Origin of the sequence: Aeromonas simiae (genome assembly GCF_000820125.1) — a bacterium.
GTDB classification, from domain to species: Bacteria; Pseudomonadota; Gammaproteobacteria; order Enterobacterales; family Aeromonadaceae; genus Aeromonas; species Aeromonas simiae.
Window position 1 is genome coordinate 1 of the sequence record NZ_CDBY01000061.1, and the last position, 17098, is coordinate 17098.

Annotated in this window: 17 protein-coding genes; 8 read left to right on the plus strand and 9 right to left on the minus strand. The window is 63.4% G+C overall.

Annotated elements, in window-relative coordinates:
- The 5 genes from BN1134_RS12420 to ilvC form a co-directional block, all read right to left on the minus strand.
- Positions 1-2757 (minus strand): efflux RND transporter permease subunit (locus BN1134_RS12420; protein ID WP_042047576.1); only part of this gene is annotated, 2757 nt, incomplete at its 3' end.
- A 2-nt stretch (positions 2758-2759) separates the two neighbouring features.
- Positions 2760-4220 (minus strand): efflux RND transporter periplasmic adaptor subunit, encoded by a 1461-nt coding sequence (locus BN1134_RS12425; RefSeq protein ID WP_042047578.1) that lies wholly within the window; start codon positions 4218-4220, stop codon positions 2760-2762.
- Positions 4221-4289: 69 nt separating this feature from the next.
- Entirely contained in the window at positions 4290-4679 is a 390-nt protein-coding gene (locus BN1134_RS12430) for a hypothetical protein (protein WP_042047580.1), read from the minus strand.
- Positions 4680-4729: 50 nt separating this feature from the next.
- Entirely contained in the window at positions 4730-5692 is a 963-nt protein-coding gene (locus BN1134_RS12435; protein ID WP_042047581.1) for a bile acid:sodium symporter family protein, read from the minus strand.
- 129 nt (positions 5693-5821) lie between these two features.
- Positions 5822-7303, minus strand: a complete 1482-nt coding sequence (ilvC, locus tag BN1134_RS12440; protein WP_042047582.1) for a ketol-acid reductoisomerase — start codon at positions 7301-7303, stop codon at positions 5822-5824.
- A 121-nt stretch (positions 7304-7424) separates the two neighbouring features.
- On the opposite strand from ilvC, the gene ilvY reads away from it, so the two are divergent.
- Positions 7425-8309 (plus strand): HTH-type transcriptional activator IlvY, encoded by an 885-nt coding sequence (ilvY, locus tag BN1134_RS12445; RefSeq protein WP_042047583.1) that lies wholly within the window; start codon positions 7425-7427, stop codon positions 8307-8309.
- Between the two features lie 109 nt (positions 8310-8418).
- On the plus strand, positions 8419-8610 hold the full coding sequence (locus BN1134_RS12450; RefSeq protein WP_042047584.1) for a hypothetical protein: 192 nt from the start codon (positions 8419-8421) through the stop codon (positions 8608-8610).
- Between the two features lie 42 nt (positions 8611-8652).
- Here the strand turns inward: BN1134_RS12450 and BN1134_RS12455 are convergent, their stop codons facing one another.
- Complete coding sequence (locus BN1134_RS12455) at positions 8653-8838, minus strand: hypothetical protein (protein WP_042047586.1); 186 nt, start codon at positions 8836-8838, stop codon at positions 8653-8655.
- Positions 8839-9010: 172 nt separating this feature from the next.
- On the opposite strand from BN1134_RS12455, the gene tusA reads away from it, so the two are divergent.
- Positions 9011-9256, plus strand: a complete 246-nt coding sequence (tusA, locus tag BN1134_RS12460; protein ID WP_042047587.1) for a sulfurtransferase TusA — start codon at positions 9011-9013, stop codon at positions 9254-9256.
- Between the two features lie 16 nt (positions 9257-9272).
- Positions 9273-9620: a RidA family protein gene (locus tag BN1134_RS12465; RefSeq protein WP_042047588.1), complete on the plus strand. Its 348-nt coding sequence runs from the start codon at positions 9273-9275 to the stop codon at positions 9618-9620.
- 54 nt (positions 9621-9674) lie between these two features.
- On the opposite strand, the gene BN1134_RS12470 is transcribed toward BN1134_RS12465, so the two are convergent.
- The 3 genes from BN1134_RS12470 to BN1134_RS12480 all read right to left on the minus strand — a co-directional run bounded on the left by BN1134_RS12470 (position 9675) and on the right by BN1134_RS12480 (position 12788).
- Entirely contained in the window at positions 9675-11801 is a 2127-nt protein-coding gene (locus BN1134_RS12470) for a S9 family peptidase (RefSeq protein WP_084214798.1), read from the minus strand.
- Between the two features lie 219 nt (positions 11802-12020).
- Positions 12021-12455, minus strand: coding sequence for a DUF411 domain-containing protein (locus BN1134_RS12475; protein ID WP_042047589.1), 435 nt, complete (start codon positions 12453-12455; stop codon positions 12021-12023).
- A gap of 54 nt (positions 12456-12509) precedes the next feature.
- Positions 12510-12788 carry a hypothetical protein gene (locus BN1134_RS12480; protein WP_226798903.1) on the minus strand — a complete coding sequence of 93 codons (279 nt, stop codon included), beginning with the start codon at positions 12786-12788 and terminating at the stop codon, positions 12510-12512.
- A 173-nt stretch (positions 12789-12961) separates the two neighbouring features.
- Between BN1134_RS12480 and kefF the strand changes: the two genes are divergently transcribed.
- The 4 genes from kefF to BN1134_RS12500 all read left to right on the plus strand — a co-directional run bounded on the left by kefF (position 12962) and on the right by BN1134_RS12500 (position 17006).
- Entirely contained in the window at positions 12962-13558 is a 597-nt protein-coding gene (gene kefF, locus BN1134_RS12485; protein WP_042047590.1) for a glutathione-regulated potassium-efflux system oxidoreductase KefF, read from the plus strand.
- On the plus strand, positions 13558-15417 hold the full coding sequence (kefC, locus tag BN1134_RS12490) for a glutathione-regulated potassium-efflux system protein KefC (RefSeq protein ID WP_042047592.1): 1860 nt from the start codon (positions 13558-13560) through the stop codon (positions 15415-15417). Before kefF ends, kefC begins: the two co-directional genes overlap by 1 nt.
- Entirely contained in the window at positions 15414-15800 is a 387-nt protein-coding gene (locus BN1134_RS12495) for a SirB2 family protein (protein ID WP_042047594.1), read from the plus strand. Before kefC ends, BN1134_RS12495 begins: the two co-directional genes overlap by 4 nt.
- Before the next feature lie 225 nt (positions 15801-16025).
- The gene (locus BN1134_RS12500; RefSeq protein WP_042047595.1) at positions 16026-17006 is read left to right on the plus strand and encodes a helix-turn-helix transcriptional regulator; all 981 of its coding nucleotides are present in this window, start codon (positions 16026-16028) and stop codon (positions 17004-17006) included.
- Positions 17007-17098 lie beyond the last annotated feature (92 nt).

Sequence of the window (17098 nt, forward strand, 5' to 3'; positions counted from 1 at the left end):
GACCCCGACCGAGAGGTTGAAGCCGAGCAGCCACACCGCCCAGATCCCCCCCACCACGGCCAGCGGCAGGGAGCCGAGGATGATCAGCACCTCGCTCATGCGGCGAAACGCCAGATAGAGCAGCAGCACGATAATGCCGAGGGTGAGCGGCACCACGTAGGCGAGGCGCGCCTTGGCCCGCTCCATGTATTCGTACTGCCCGGACCAGGTGAGGGCGTAGCCGGGGGCGAGCTTGAGCTCTTGCTCCACCTTGGCGCGCGCCTCGGCCACGAACGAGCCGATGTCGCGCCCGTCGATGTCCACATAGACCCAGCCGTTGAGGCGAGCGTTCTCGCTGCGCAGCATGGGGGCCTCGTCGGAGAGATAGACCCGCGCCACGTCGCCGAGCGCAATGCGTTCCCCCTCCGGCGTCACCAGGGGCAGCAGGGCCAGCGCCTCGGGCGAGTCGCGGTAATCCTGTGGGTAGCGCAGGTTGATGGGGTAACGCTCGCGCCCCTCTATGGTCTGCCCCACCTCCATGCCGCCCACCGCCAGCGCCAGCACCTCTTGCACGTCGGCCACGTTGAGGCCATAGCGGGCGGCGCGGGCGCGATCGATATCCACCTTGACGTAGCGCCCACCGGCCACCCGTTCGGCGTAAACCGACGAGAGCCCCGGCACCGCCTTGAGGATGCGCTCGACCTCGCGGCCAATCTGCTCTATCTGCTTGAGATCGGGGCCGGCGATCTTGATGCCGACCGGGGTCTTAATGCCGGTGGCCAGCATGTCGATGCGAGTCTTGATGGGAGGCACCCAGGCGTTGGTCAGGCCGGGGAAGCGGATCAGCGAGTCGAGCTCCTCACGCAGCTTCTCGGGGGTCATGCCGGGGCGCCATTGGTCGCGCGGCTTGAGTTGCACCGCGGTCTCGAACATCACCAGATCGGCCGGATCGGTGGCGCTCTCGGCGCGCCCCGCTTTACCGAACACGTTCTGCACCTCGGGCACGGTGCGGATCAGCTTGTCGGTCTGTTGCAGCAGCTCGCGCGCCTTGCCCACCGAGAGGTTGGCGTAGGTGGTGGGCATGTACAGCAGATCCCCCTCATCGAGGGTCGGCACGAACTCAGAGCCCAGATGCTGCAAGGGATAGAGGCCGGCAATCGTGACCGCCAGCGCCAGCGCCAAGGTGGTCTTGGGCCAGGCCAGCACGGCGCGCAGCAGCGGCAGGTAGCCGTGGGTCATGGCGCGGTTGAGGGGGTTGGCCTGCTCGGGTAGCACCCGGCCACGGATGAAGTAGCCCATCAGCACCGGCACCAGCGTGATGGAGAGGCCGGCGGCCGCCGCCATGGCGTAGGTCTTGGTGTAGGCGAGCGGGGCAAACATGCGCCCCTCCTGAGCCTCCAGGGTGAACACCGGCAGGAAGCTCATGGTGATGATGAGCAGCGAGAAGAAGATGGCCGGCCCCACTTCGGCGCTGGCCGTCAGGATCACCTGCCAGCGGTTCTGCTCGGTGAGCGTCTCGCGCTCCATGTGCTTGTGCACGTTCTCGATCATCACAATGGCGCCGTCCACCATGGCGCCGATGGCGATGGCGATACCGCCGAGCGACATGATGTTGGCGTTGATCCCTTGCAGGTGCATGACGATGAAGGCGACCAGGATGGCGATCGGCAGGCTCACCACCACCACCAGCGACGAGCGCAGGTGAAAGAGGAACGCCAAGCACACCAGCACCACCACGGCGAACTCCTCCACCAGCTTGCCGGAGAGGTTGTCGATGGCGCGCGCGATGAGATCGGAGCGGTCATAGACGGTGACCAGCTCCACCCCCTTGGGCAGGCTGGATTTGAGCTCGGCCAGCCGCGCCTTGACCCCGTCTATGGTGCGCTGGGCGTTCTCGCCATAGCGCATGACGATGATGCCGCCGACCACCTCCCCCTCGCCGTTCAGCTCAGCCACGCCGCGCCGCATCTGCGGGCCGGTGGCCACCTCGGCCACGTCGCCCAAGGTGAGCGGCGTGCCGCGCACCCGGGTACCGAGCGGGATCTGGCGCAGATCCTCCACCCCCTTGAGATAACCGCTGGCGCGCACCATGTACTCGGCCTCGGCCATCTCGATGACAGAGGCGCCTGTCTCCTGATTGCCCATCTCGATGGCGCTCTTGATCAGCGACAGCGGCACCCCGTAGGCGCGCAGCTTGTCCGGGTCGACCCGCACCTGATACTGCTTGACCATGCCGCCCACGGTCGCCACCTCGGCCACCCCGGGCACGGTTTGCAGCTCGTATTTCAAAAACCAGTTTTGCAGCGAGGTGAGCTGGGCCAGATCGTGCTGGCCGCTCTTGTCGGTCAGGGCGTACTGATAGACCCAGCCCACCCCGGTGGCGTCGGGGCCAAGCTCGGGCTTGGCCTCGGCCGGCAGGCGCGAGGCCACCTGGCTTAAATACTCCAGCACCCGGGCGCGGGCCCAGTAGAGATCGGTCTTGTCGTCGAACAGCACATAGACGAAGGAGTCACCAAAAAAAGAGTAACCGCGCACCGTGGTGGCCCCCGGCACCGAGAGCAGGGCCGTGGTGAGCGGGTAGGTGACCTGATCCTCGACCACCTGGGGCGCCTGCCCCGGGTAGCTGGTCTTGATGATCACCTGTACGTCTGAGAGATCCGGCAGGGCGTCGACCGGGGTCTGGCGCACCGACCAGATGCCCCAGGCAGTGACCAGCACGGTCACCAGCAACACCAGGAAGCGGTTGCCGAGCGACCAGCGAAGAATGGCGGTGATCATGCTCAGTGCCCCCCGTGGTTGTCGGCAGCCGGGGCGGCGTCATCCATCACATGAATGGCGGTCACCTGATAATCCTCTCCCTGTTGGCGCATCTCGAAGTGCAGGTGGGTGCCCACCTTGAGGGCGCCGGCATCCACCCCCTCACCGAGGCCAAACTCCATCTCCATCGCCGGCCACTGCCACTCGGGCACCGCCTGGTGGGAGAGGGTCACCCGATCGCCATCGAGCGCGGTCACCGTGCCCTCGCTCCATACCGCAACAGGGCGAAATGCGGTCATGCGCTGGAAATCAGAGCTGAGGCTCGATTCGGAATCGATGAGGAACTGGGCCGAGCTGACCACCTTGTCGCCCGCCTCGACCCCCTCGAGGATCGCCTGACGCTCGCCGTCGCGCGCCCCCAAGCGCACCGCCACCGACTTGAAGCGGCCGTCGCCAAGCGCCAGCACCACCCGATCCTGACGGCCGGTGCGGATCACCGCCTCGGCCGGCACCTGCAACACAGGGGGCAGCTCCCGCTCCAGGCTGATCTTGGCGAACATGTTGGGCCTGAGCTGACCATCCGGGTTGGCAAAGCGCAGCCGCACCTTGAGGGTGCGGGTGGCGGCATCCAGGGTCGGGTAGAGGTAGTCAACCCGGCCGGGCCAGTGGCGGCCGGGATCGTAGTCCAGGGTCATGGTGGCGGGCATGCCCACCTGCACGGCGCCGGCCTGACGCTCGAACAGCTCGGCGCTCACCCACACCTCGCCGAGCGAGGCGATGGAGAAGAGCGGATCGGCCGGCTCCACGTACTGCCCTTCACGCACCTTGAGATCGACCAGATAACCGCCGCGCGCGGCCGGAATGCGGATGGTCTGCTGCACTTGGCGGGTACGCTTGAGCTCGTTGATCTGACCGGCTGGGATCGACAGGGCGCGCAGCTTGCCCTCGGCGGCACGCTCGATGGCCGGGTTGCCGCTGCTCAGGGCTAGCAGGAACTCCTTCTGGGCGTTGACCAGATCCGGCGAATAGAGATCGAACAGAGGTTGCCCGGCCTTGACCGGCTGCCCCTCGCTCTTGACGTGCAGGCGGCGGATCCAGCCCCCCATGCGCGGGGTTACCGTCTCGAGGCGCTCCTCGTCATAGCCCACATAACCCACGGTCTCGATGCGCTGCCGCCAAGGAGACAGAGTCACCTCGGCCAGACGCACCCCCATGTTCTGCTGGATCTCGGGGCTGATGGTGACAGTACCGGGGGAGCCCTCCTTTTTCTCCTCATAGACGGGGAGAAAATCCATCCCCATGGAGTCCTTGGCCGGCCCCGGCCGCTTGTCGGAAGGGTCCATCGGATTGACCCAATAGAGGGGCTGTTTCTCGGCCGGCGCCGGGGCGCGGCCACCCGCCAGCCAATAGCCGGCAGCGGCGCTGCCAGCCAGGGCGGCGAGCAGCAGGAGTCCCCTGAGGGGACCAAATGATTGCGATGACATAGAGACTCTCTTGCACAGACACGAAGACATGCCGGCAACTTGCCGGCCGTTAACGGGGCAAGGGAGAACTCAATTGCGCAGGATGCAGAACTCGAGATGGCGCCTGGGCCAGGAGGGAGGGGGGGCCCCGCGGGCCCGGCCGCGGCGCAGCCGCAGCACAGCGCCCCCGAGCAGGGGCGGTGCAAACAGGGAGAGACACAGCAACAAAGGCAACAGCAGCAGCGAGGGCAGGCCACCGGTGAGTTGGCTCAAGGCACCGGAGACCCCGGAGGGCATGGGGCAGTCGCCCTGCATGCCCTGGCCATCTTCATCGGCCATCGCCGCACCGTGGCAGCTGGCCGCCACCGGTTGGGCGGCCTGGATGGTGTAAGCGGCAAGACAGAGGGTCAGATTGCAGGCGAGCATCAGCACCAGCATCAGCCGGGCAATCAGGCTCGTTGGCAACCGTCTCGCTATCATGACACTCCTCCCACTTTGGCCTCACCCTAAACCTTCCCACAGTGGGAAGGTCAAGCGGTCTGCTGCTGGGCCTGTTGTTGATAGCGGCGCGCCAGGGCGGCGCACACCATCAGTTGCAGCTGGTGGAACAGCATCAGTGGCAGCAACATGATGCCGACCGAGGCCGCCGGGAACAGCACGTTGGCCATGGGCACGCCGTTGGCGAGGCTCTTCTTCGAACCGCAGAAGACGATGGTGATCTCGTCTTCACGGGAGAAACCGAGCCGGCGCGCCGCCTGCATGTTGATGACGATGACCAGCGCCAGCAGCACGCAGCTCACCAGCAGGATCGAGAGCAGGTCGTCCCAACCCACCTTGTGCCAGATCCCCTCCACCACCGCCTCGCTGAAGGCGACGTAGACCACCAGCAGGATCGAACTCTGGTCGACCTTACTGATGAGGGGACGGTGCCGGTCGACCCAGCCACCGATGAGGGGGCGCGCAAGGTGGCCAGCCACGAAGGGGAGCATCAGTTGCAGCAAGATCGACTGGATCGCCTGCCAGGTTTCGGTGTCCTCTCCCTGCACATTGATGAGTACCCCGACCAGGATCGGCGAGAGAAAGACACCGAGGATGCTGGAGGCCGAGGCGCTGCACACGGCAGCGGCCACGTTGCCACCGGCCATGGAGGTAAACGCGATAGCCGACTGCACCGTGGCCGGCAGGGCGCACAGATAGAGGAAGCCCAGGTAGATCTCGGGGCTGATCCAGGCCGGCACGAAGGGGCGTAGCAGTAGGCCGAGCAGGGGGAACAGCACAAAGGTGCTGCCTATCACCAGCAGATGCAGGCGCCAGTGGCCCATCCCGGCGAAGATGGCCTGGCGCGAGAGCTTGGCTCCGTGCATGAAAAAGAGCAGGGCGATGGCCGCCTTGGTGAGCTGGGCAAACCCCTCGGCCCAGGCCCCCTCGCAGGGAAAGAGGGAGGCGATCACCACCACGGTGACCAGGATCAGGGTAAACGGATCGAGCCGCATCGAAAGACTCCTGAGGAAGAAAGAGCGTCAGGGTAGTCCAAGATGGAACGCCTGTCTTGCTCCGACCGGCCGGCAACAACGACAAGAGGGAGCCTGGGCTCCCTCTTGGTCATGGATTGTCAGCAGCACTTAACCGCCGACGGAGATACGCTTCATGTCCTTCATGTAGCCGCGCAGCACCTGGCCGATGGCTTCGATCGGGTGGTTGCGGATCGCCTCGTTGGCGCGGATCAGGGCGGCGTTATCGACCGCGTTACCGCTGGTGGCCGGCTGGCCCAGATCGCCCGCCTGCAGGGTCGGCATGAAGTGCTCGCGCAGCAGCGGTACGGCGGCGTTGGCGAACAGGTAGTTACCGTACTCGGCGGTATCGGAGATGACCACGTTCATCTCATACAGGCGCTTACGAGCAACGGTGTTGGCGATCAGCGGCAGCTCGTGCAGCGACTCGTAGTAGGCGGACTCTTCATAGATGCCGGAGGCCACCATGGTTTCGAACGCCAGCTCGACCCCCGCCTTGACCATGGCCACCATGACCAGACCATTGTCGAAGTACTCCTGCTCGGCAATCTTGCCGTCGAACGCCGGGGCATTTTCGAAGGCGGACTTGCCGGTCTCTTCGCGCCAGGTGTGCAGCTTGATGTCGTCCTCAGCCCAGTCAGCCATCATGCCACGGGAGAACTCACCGGCGATGATGTCGTCCATGTGCTTCTCAAACAGCGGGCGCATCAGCACGCGCAGCTGCTCGGAAAGCTCGAAGGCGCGCAGCTTGGCCGGGTTGGAGAGTCGATCCATCATGTTGGTGATACCACCCTGCTTGAGGGCTTCGGTGATGGTCTCCCAACCGAACTGGATCAGCTTGCCGGCGTAACCGGGGTCGGTGCCCTCGGCCACCAGCTTGTCGTAGCAAAGCAGGGAACCGGCCTGCAGCATGCCGCACAGGATGGTCTGCTCACCCATCAGGTCAGACTTCACCTCGGCCACGAAGGAGGACTCCAGCACGCCAGCACGGTCGCCGCCAGTGGCAGAGGCCCACGCCTTGGCAATCGCCATGCCTTCACCCTTGGGATCGTTCTCCGGGTGGACGGCGATCAGGGTTGGCACACCGAACCCACGCTTGTACTCTTCGCGCACCTCGGTGCCGGGGCACTTGGGGGCAACCATGACGACGGTGATGTCGGCACGGATCTGCTGGCCTTCCTCAACCACGTTGAAACCGTGGGAGTAACCCAGGGCGGCACCCTGCTTCATCAGCGGCATGACGGTCTTCACCACGTCGGAGTGCTGCTTGTCCGGAGTCAGGTTCAGCACCAGATCGGCGGTCGGGATCAGCTCTTCATAGGTGCCGACCTTGAAGCCGTTATCGGTGGCCTTCTGCCAGGAGGCACGCTTCTCGGTGATGGCGGCCTGGCGCAGGGCATAGGAGATATCCAGCCCGGAGTCGCGCATGTTCAGACCCTGGTTCAGACCCTGGGCACCACAGCCGACGATCACCACCTTCTTGCCCTTGAGCACTTCGCAGCCGTCGGCGAACTCCTCGCGCTTCATGAAACGGCACTTGCCCAGCTGGGCCAGCTGCTGACGCAGGTTCAGGGTGTTGAAATAGTTGGCCATGGTGATTGCTCCATTCGGTTGATTCCATGCCGCAATGCGGCGCAATGTCGAACCACTATAGCGCGGGACAGGTATTGCCGTAACTGATATATTCGAAACATCACGTTGCGGATAATGAAATATGGATCTACGTCACCTCGAGCTGTTTTTGCACCTCGCCGACAGCCTGCACTTCGGCAAGACTGCCGACGCCATGGCGGTCAGCCCCTCCACCCTGAGCCGGGCCATCCAGCGCCTGGAGCAGGAGACCGGCTGCACCCTGTTCGAGCGGGATAACCGCAGCGTGCGCCTCACCCCGGCCGGCGAGAAGCTGCGCGAATTCGGCGGCACACTGGTGCAGGAGTGGCGCCATCTGCGTCAGGAGCTGCGCCGCAGCGACGAACCGCTGCAAGGACGGCTGCGGGTCTACTGCTCGGTGACCGCCAGCTATTTCCTGCTGCCCGAGTTGCTCGAACGCTTTCGCCGCCGCCATCCTCAGCTCGAGATCAAGCTGGAAACCGGCGACCCGGCGCTGGCGGTCGACCGGCTGCTGGCCGACGAGACCGATCTGGCCATCGCCGCCCGCCCGGATGCCCTGCCGGCCAAGCTGGAGTTCGCCAGCCTGCGCCAGGTACCGCTGGTGTTCATCGCCCCGCGCAGCGGGCCGCAACTGGCCCAGTGGTTCCCTGGCGGCGAACCCAACTGGGAGCGGCTGCCGTTGATCCTTTCGGAGCAGGGGCTGGCGCGAAAACGCTGCGAGCAGTGGCTGCGTAACAAGGGGATCGCCCCCAACCTCTACGCCGAAGTGGCGGGCAACGAGGGGATCGTCGCCATGGTGGCGCTCGGTTGCGGGGTGGGGCTGGTGCCCGAGGCGGTGCTCGACCACAGCCCGATGGGGGACAAGATCCGCATCGTCGAGCCCAAGCCGGCGCTCAAGCCATTTGATGTCGGCATCGCCGTGCTCAAGAAGCGACTGGAAGACCCGCTGGTGCGAGCCTTCTGGGATACCGCCCGCCTTTCACGCTAGGCAGCAGTGAGGGTGGCAACGACCTTGTGAACTGATGAATGTAACAGGCGAGCATGGCGCTGAGCGTCTATGCTTTTTGTCCACGTGCTTCACAAGGAGAATAAGGGTCATGGAACACAGACTCATCGAAATTAAGGGCGAGGTGTTGTTTGAGGAGTATCTGCACAGCCTGGGCGTCACTCCGCGCCACCTAGACCAAGAGCAGGAGATCTACCTGCAAGATCGTCATCTGGCTGCCATCCGCCGGGTCAAGGGAGAGTTACGCTTCTTCCTGCATGCCGCCGAGCTGACCCACGCCTGAGCGACAATGACGAAGGCGGGCACCCGGCCCGCCTTCACGCCATCAATCCTGTTCCTCTTCATCCTCATCATAGTAATCGCTGAGCTCAATCCACAGCCCCAGCCCGATCATCACCATGGCACCAAACCAGGTGCCGGAATTGCCAATCGGGTTGCCAAGCACGATCATGGCCAGCGAGAGAAAACCCATGGCGGCATAGACCTTCAGCCGGTCGTAGGACTGGATCATATTCATACCTCCCTGTTGAATATGGGTCATTTTTTATATTACCCATGGGCCTCCGTCAGGAAAGGCGTTCCCGGCAATTCGGTTTCATCTGCTGGGAAGCGAGTTCATTCTTTGCTTATTTTTTAGTCGGAGCTATTATTGCCAGCCGAATTGGTTAGGGGTTTGAAACGAAATGAGTGATTTGTTCTGCAGTGCTACCCATGAACTGGACGCCGTCGGGCTGCGTTGCCCGGAGCCGGTCATGATGGTGCGTAAGAGGGTGCGCACCATGGCCGAGGGGGAAACCCTGCTGGTGCATGCCGACGATCCGTCGACCACCCGTGACATCCCAAGCTTCTGCCGCTTCATGGACCACACCCTGGTGGCCAGTGAGATTGAAGCCGCCCCCTATCGCTACCTGATCCGCAAGGGTCTGTAATCGCAAGGAAATGTCCATGTCACCGATCACCCGCATCGGCACCACGGCCCGCTGGTCCGACCTTGTCATCCACAACGGCACCCTCTATGTGGTGGAAGTGCCCGCCACGCTGGAAGCCGACCTCCAGACCCAGACCCGCGAGGTGCTGGAGAGCCTGACCCGCCTACTGGAGACGCACGGCTCCGGGGTCGACAAGATCCTGATGGCCACCATCTATCTCAAAGAGATCGGTGACATCGCCGCCTTCAACGAGCTGTGGGATGCCTGGCTGCCAGCCGGCAGCGCCCCGGTACGCTGCTGCGTGCAGGCCCGCCTCGCCCATGACGACTTCAAGGTCGAGATCCAGCTCACCGCCGCCGTCTGATGCGGCCGCAAGGATAAAAAAAGAGCGCCTCGTGGCGCTCTTTTTCATGGGGCCTTAGCCCGCCTTCAGCGGCTGGGCCAGTTGCAGCAGGAAGGCAAACTCGAGGGCGATGTCCTCATAGGCCTTGAAGCGCCCCGACTTGCCGCCGTGGCCCGACTCCATGTCGGTGTGAAGCAGCAGCAGGTTATGATCGATCTTGAGTTCACGCAGCTTGGCGACCCACTTGGCCGGCTCCCAGTATTGCACCTGGGAGTCGTGCAGACCGGTCGTCACCAGCAGGTTCGGGTAGGCCTGCGCCTTGACCTGATCGTAAGGGCTGTAGGACTTCATGTAGTCGTAGTAGGCCTTCTCATTGGGGTTGCCCCACTCGTCGTATTCGCCCGTGGTGAGCGGGATAGACTCGTCGAGCATGGTGGTCACCACATCGACGAAGGGCACCTGGGCCACCACGCCGCGATAGAGATCGGGCGCCTGGTTGATCACCGCCCCCATCAGCAGACCACCGGCACTGCCCCCCATGGCATAGACCTGATCGGGCGCTCCGTATTGCTGCGCCGTCAGCGCGCGGGTCACGTCAATGAAGTCGTTGAAGCTGTTCTGCTTGTGCAGCAGTTTGCCCTGTTCGTACCAATCGCGGCCCAGCTCCTCGCCACCCCGGATGTGGGCGATGGCGTAGACGAAACCGCGATCGAGCAGGCTCAGGCGGGCGCTGCCAAAATCCGGGTCCATGCTGGCACCGTAAGAGCCGTAGCCATAGACCAGCAAGGGGTTACGGCCATCCTGCTTGAACTTGTCCTTGCGCCACACCAGCGAGACCGGCACCTTGACCCCATCACGGGCGGTCACCCAAAGCCGGGCGCTGGCATAATCCTCGCTCTTGAAACCCGCCACCGGCTGCTGCTTGAGCAGGGTGCGCTGGCCGCTGTCGAGGTTGACCTCGTAGGTGGAGCTCGGCGTGGTGAGCGACGAGTAGCCGTAGCGCAGCCGATCGGTGTCGGGCTCCGGGTTGTACCCGAGCCAAGTGACGTAGGTGGGGTCGTCGAAGGCGATCTCCTTCTGCTCGCCATCTTGCCAGCGGATCTGCCGCAACCGGGTCAGCCCGCCCTCACGCTCCTCCACCACCAGCCAGTCGCGCAGCAGCACATAGCTCTCGAGCAGGGTATCAGGGCGCGGCGCCACCACGCTCTTCCAATGCGCCTCAGCCCCCTCCCGGGTCTCGTACAGACCGAAGTTCTTGCCGTCCTTGTTGGAGCGCACATAGAAGTTGCCACGGTAGTGGTCGATGCCGTACTCGTGATTGACCCGGCGCGGCAGGAACACCTTGGGGCTCTGCTCGGGATGGTTGGCATCGATCAGCCGCGCCTCGCCCGTGGTGGTACTGGAGAGGCTGATGACGATGAACTCCTCCGAGGTGGTGGCGTAGAGGCTGACGTAAAAGGTGTCATCCTGCTCCTCGTAGACCAGCTGATCCTTGGCCGGGTCGGTGCCGAGCACATGGCGGTAAACCTGGTAGGGCAGCAGGGTCTGCGGGTGCTTGCGCACATAGAACAGCGTCTTGCTGTCGGTGGCCCAGACGATATTGCCCGAGGTGTTCTCGATACGATCCGGCAGCCACTGACCACTGTCGATATCGAGGAAACGCACATCGTACTGGCGACGGGAGACCACATCCTCGCTCACCGCCAGCAGCCGGTTGTCGCGGCTCACCTCGAGGGCACCGGTGGCGTAATAGTCATGCCCCTCGGCACGCTGGTTGCCATCTAGCAGCAGTTGCGGCTTGTCCTTGCCATCGACCGGTTGGCGCAAATAGATGGCGTACTCTTTACCCGGCTCGAAACGAGTCTGATAGCGGTAGCCGTTCTTGACGTAAGGCACGGACTCATCCTGCTGGGGAATGCGCGCCACCATCTCGGCATAGAGCTGGTCACGCAGCGCCTTGGACGGCGCCAGCATGGCCTCGGTATAACGGTTCTCGGCCTTGAGGTAATCGAGCACGGCCGGATCCTGTCGTTTGTCATCCCGCAACCAGTAGTAATTATCGATGCGCTCATCGCCGTGGTTCTTGAGGAGGTGCGGCTGTCGGGTGGCCTGGGGGGGCTGGGTCATGGGGCTCTCACTTGCAGCGTGGGCCACTCCGGCGGCAAGCACCAGCCAGAGCAACCAATGGGGTTTCATTTGCATATCGCATCCTTGGCGATCTTCTCTTCGTGTCGACGTGACCGAAGCCACATCCACTCCTGGCGGCACCAATCTGCCCCCGAATCCCTTCTCGGGCAAGGTTCCCCCCCTGTTTTAAGCAAAAAAACCGCCACCCGGGGGTGGCGGTCTGCCTGCTTGGCGGCCCAGCGTCTGCCAGGTGTGCCTCACATGGGATAGGGAGCCAGCCAGGCAGGCTGCCGGTCAGCCCGGATAGGCCGACCAACGCGTGGTCTTGCCCTCCTGGTCCAGGCTCAGCACCTCATAGGGGTGGCCAGGAATGTCCATACCGGGCGCACTCTGGGGCATACCGGGAATGGTCAAGCCACGGATGGCCGGCTTCTGTTCCAGCAGCAACCGAACATCGGCGGCCGGCACATGCCCTTCGACCACATAGCCATCGATCTCGGCCGTGTGGCACGAGGAAAGCTCGGGGCGAATGCCGTTACGCTCTTTGATGGCGCCAAGCTCCTCGGTTTCCACCACCTTCAGCTCGAAACCGTTGGCTTGCATGTGCTTGATCCAGCCCTCACAACAGCCACAGTATTTCGACTTGTAGACAGTCATGGGGCCGGCCGCCAGGGCCGAGAAGGCAGTAAAGGCGGCAAGCACCGCCAGCAGGCGTGAACCTGGAATCATGGTGTTCTCCTCATGATGGCAAGAATGGGATCACCCCGGTAAGGGGCGGAAAATTCAGACCAGGAGGAGGCGGGGAGGCCGCTCCAGCCGCTCACAAGGGGCAGCGGGGATATGTAGATCCGGCTCGGGAAAATGGGGAACGTCGGCCTCCAGCGGAGCGACGCCAAGCGCCACCTCGGCGATACAGGCCATACCAAGCATGGTGGTGAAGCTACCGCACGGCATCGCCTTCTCGAGCGAGCGCTCGATGCGGCCACAGTGATCGGTGAAGGTGCAGAGATCGGTGGCCGCCCTGGCACCAAACGACATGCACACCAGCAGCAGACACCACATGGGTATCCAGAACCGGGCACGGCGAAGGGCGGCAATCGGCAGCATCGTTTTTCTCTGCATGGGATGAGTGAGCATGCTAACCCTGCCCCCCGGGGTAGGGTCAAGCGGGACTGGACGAGCAGACCCTGCAACCGCGAGAATGAGGCCTCATATCGGCCATCCCCGAGTCACACATGAAACGCATTCTGGTGCTGTTCGCCCATCCGGCGCTGCAAAAGTCGCACGCCAACCGCAGCTTGCTGCACGCCATTCAGGGACTGGAAGGAGTCACCCTGCATGACCTCTATCAAAGCTACCCCGACCAACTCATCGACGTGAAGCGCGAGCAAGCGCTGCTCGCCGAGCATGACATGGTGGTGTTCCAACACCCCTTCTACTGGTACTCCAGCCCCGCCATCCTCAAGGAGTGGCTCGATCTGGTGCTCGAATATGGTTACGCCTATGGCAACGAGGGCGATACGCTGCGCGGCAAGCTGTGGCTGTCGGCCATCACCACGGGCGGCGCACCGGAATCGTACAGCACCGAAGGGGATAACCAGCGCCCCCTCATCGACTTCCTGCTGCCGTTCCAGCAGACCGCCCGTCTGTGTGGCATGCACTGGCTGCCTCCCTTCGTGTTGCATGCCTTCCACAAGATCAGTGACCCGACAGCCCTGCTACGCTGCGGCCAGGAGTATCGCCAACTGCTCGCGGCACTGCGCGACGAGCAACTGACCGTGGAGTCGCTCTCTTCCCACACCTATCTGCGTGACGCCTTGGAGAACCTCTGATGGAATCCGGCATATTGCAAGACGCCCTCATCTATCTCGGCGCCGCCGTCATCGCCGTCCCGCTCGCCAAGCGCTTCGGTCTCGGCTCCGTACTCGGTTATCTGTTGGCCGGCATCATCATCGGCCCCTACCTGCTCGGCATGGTGGGCGATCAGAAAGAGGTGATGCACTTTGCCGAGTTCGGCGTGGTGCTGATGCTGTTTTTGGTCGGCCTCGAACTCCAGCCGACCCTGCTATGGCAGCTCAAGGGGCCCATTCTCGGCACCGGCGGCCTGCAGATGATCCTGACCACCCTGGTGCTGACCGGTATCGGTTGGGCCGCCTCACTGCCTTGGCAGGAGAGCTTGGCCATCGGCCTCATTCTGGCGCTCTCCTCCACCGCGATCGCCCTGCAGAGCTTGCAGGAGCGCCGCCTGATGCAGAACGAAAGCGGCCGCAGCGCCTTTGCCGTGCTGCTGCTGCAAGATATCGCGGTGATCCCGATCCTGGCGCTGCTGCCCCTGCTGGCACTGCAACCCACCACCATAGGTGAGAGCAGCGGCCTGAGTGGCTGGCAACAGGGGGCGCTGGTGGCCGCCGCCATCAGCGGCATCGTGCTGGGGGGGCGCTACCTGATGCGCCCCATCTTCCGCGCCATCGCTGAGGCCCACATGCGCGAGATCTTCGTCGCCGCCGCCCTGCTGCTGGTGGTGGGGATCGCGGTGCTGATGGAGTCGGTCGGCCTCTCCCCCGCGCTCGGCTCCTTCCTAGCCGGCGTCGTACTGGCCGACAGTGAATACCGCCACGAGCTCGAATCGGACATCGAGCCGTTCAAGGGGCTGCTGCTCGGTCTCTTCTTCATGTCGGTCGGTGCCGGCATCGACTTTCGCCTATTTGCCGAGCACCCGCTCTTGATCCCGGCCCTGGTGATCGGGCTGATGGTGGTCAAGTGGCTGGTGTTGATGGGCCTTGGCAAGGTGCTGCGCATGAGCCCGAGCCAGAACTGGACCTTCGCCCTGGCGCTGGCTCAGGGCGGTGAATTTGCCTTCGTGCTGTTCTCGTTCGCCGGTCAAACCCGGGTACTCAGTACCGAGACCACCAGCCTGCTCACCCTGGTGGTCACCCTGTCGATGGCGCTGAGCCCGCTGCTGCTCATCCTCAACGACAAGCTGATCCAGCCGCGCTTTGACTATCAGCCGGACACCATGACGGAACACACCAATCCGGAGTCAGCCAATAACCCGGTGCTGATCGCCGGCTTCGGCCGCTTCGGCCAGATCGTCGGTCGTCTGCTGCACGGCCACGGTATCGGCACCACGGTACTGGAGCAGGACCCCAGCCAGATCGAGATGCTGCGCAAGTTCGGATACCGGGTCTTCTATGGTGACGCCTCCCGTCTCGATCTGCTGCATGCGGCCGGGGCCCATCAGGCCAAGCTGCTGGTGGTCGCGGTCAACGATCCCGCCACCACCCTCAGCATCATAGAGACGGTGCGCAAGCACTTCCCGCACCTCAAGATCCTGACGCGAGCCCAGGATCGCCCGAGTGCCCACGAACTGCTGCGCCAAGGGGTCGAGCACGTGTTCCGGGAAACCCTCGGCTCGGCGGTCGATCTCGGCGTCGAGGTGCTGGTTGAACTCGGGTTTCGCGCCAACCAGGCATGGCGCGCCGGCCAGACCTTCAAGCGCCACGATAACCGGCTACTGCGCGAGCAGACCCAGTATCTCGACGACGAACACACCTACATCAACAAGAGCCTGCAATACCGCGACATCCTGGCCGACTTGCTGCAAGATGACGAGGAAGAACAGGGGCGCATCCAGTCCTACAACTGGGACACCGCGCCTCAGGATGACGCTCTGCCCAAGGATGCACGATGATCGCCTACTACCCCCTGCTCAAACACCTGCACATGTTGCTGGCCCTTATCAGCCTGCTGTTGTTTCTCTATCGCTGGCGTCTCGCGCTGGCACAGAGCCCCAGCTTGCAGCGCAAATGGCTGAAGGTTCTGCCCCACGTCAACGACACCTTGCTGCTGGTGGCCGGGGTATGGCTGGCTCTGCTGCTGCACTTCTCCCCTGGCACACAACCCTGGCTGCTGGCCAAGCTGATCGCCCTGGTCGGCTATGTGGGCTGCGGGGTAATGGCGCTGAAAGGGCGCACGAAGGGCATGCGCCTGCTGTTTGGCGTGATCGCGCTGGCGCTGTTCGCCTACATGGCTGGCGCCGCCGTCACCAAGAGCCCGTTATCCTGGGGTTATTGAGTCCCTTCGCCCCCTGAACAGGGGGGATGAGCAAGTAAATCCACTGCGACAGAAGCTTACACGGCCCCTATTGGGGCCTTTGTTATTGCACAAAACACTGTAATTTCAATACGTTGAGGTTTTTTGTATGTAAATGGCGACACTTGTCGCAGCAAAAAATGCGACAATACCTGTCGCATAAGCTGTCTAGGATATACTCATAGCCAATCCGCAAAGGCATGCATCATGAGTAAGAAGCTGTTAAGACAACTGACCCTGGCACGCTGCATCCCGCACCGCCCCTACAAGCTGACCGCCAGCCAACTGCAGGCCAAGCTTGAGGAAGAGGGAATCCGCGTCAGCCTGCGCACTGTCCAGCGCGATCTGGAAGAGATGTCCGGCATGGGCCTCTTCGATCTGACCTCTGACGAGCGCAGCAAGCCGCACGGCTGGTGCTTCGAACGCAATGGCCTAAGCGACTTTGCCAACATCATGCCGCTCTCCCTGGCGGTAGCACTGAAGACCTGGAGCGACCAAGCCAGCCAGTTGCTCCCGGCCAGCGTATTGACCGAACTGAACCCGCTGGTCGACAAGGCCAGCCAGGTGATCCGCGACAGCCAGAGTGAACCGGCCCGTCGCTGGCTCGAGAGCGTACACCAGTCGCCGCGCCCGTTCGCCGGTAACCCGGACATCCGCCGCAGCACCCTGATCCGTGACGCCCTGTGGCGTGGCCGCAAGTTCAGCGCCGACGTGCAACGGGTGATCAAGGAGCGCACCGTCTGGCTGCGTTACGATCTCATCAACCCGCTCGGCATCCTGAACCAGGAAGAGGGCCCGGTGCTGCTGTGCACCCTCTCCGAGCTGGACCCCAAGGTCTATGGCATCCCGTTCGAGCACATTCGTGAGCTCGAGCTGACCAACCACAGCACCACCCAGCCGAAGGATTTCAACATCCAGAAGATGGTGCGCGAGCACGGTTATCAGGAAGATGGTCAGAGCACCATCCGCTTCGTGGGCCGGATCGACACCAACAGCCGCGCGCTGCAAGAGAGCGAGATCCCGGGCCGTAACCAGCGCATGACCCGCTACGACAAGCGCAGCGTCGTCGTCGAGACCGAGGTGGCCGACACCCCCGAGTTTCTCAGCTGGCTGCACAATATCGATGGCCACATCGAGGTGCTGGCACCGGAATCCCTGAAGAAGGTGTACCCCTCGCGCCTGAGCTGATTGGCTGCGAGAAGATAAAAAACGCCGCTCGAAAGAGCGGCGTTTTCTTTTGTGCGCCTGCGCGACACCGGAAGGCAGAGGCAGAGGCAGAG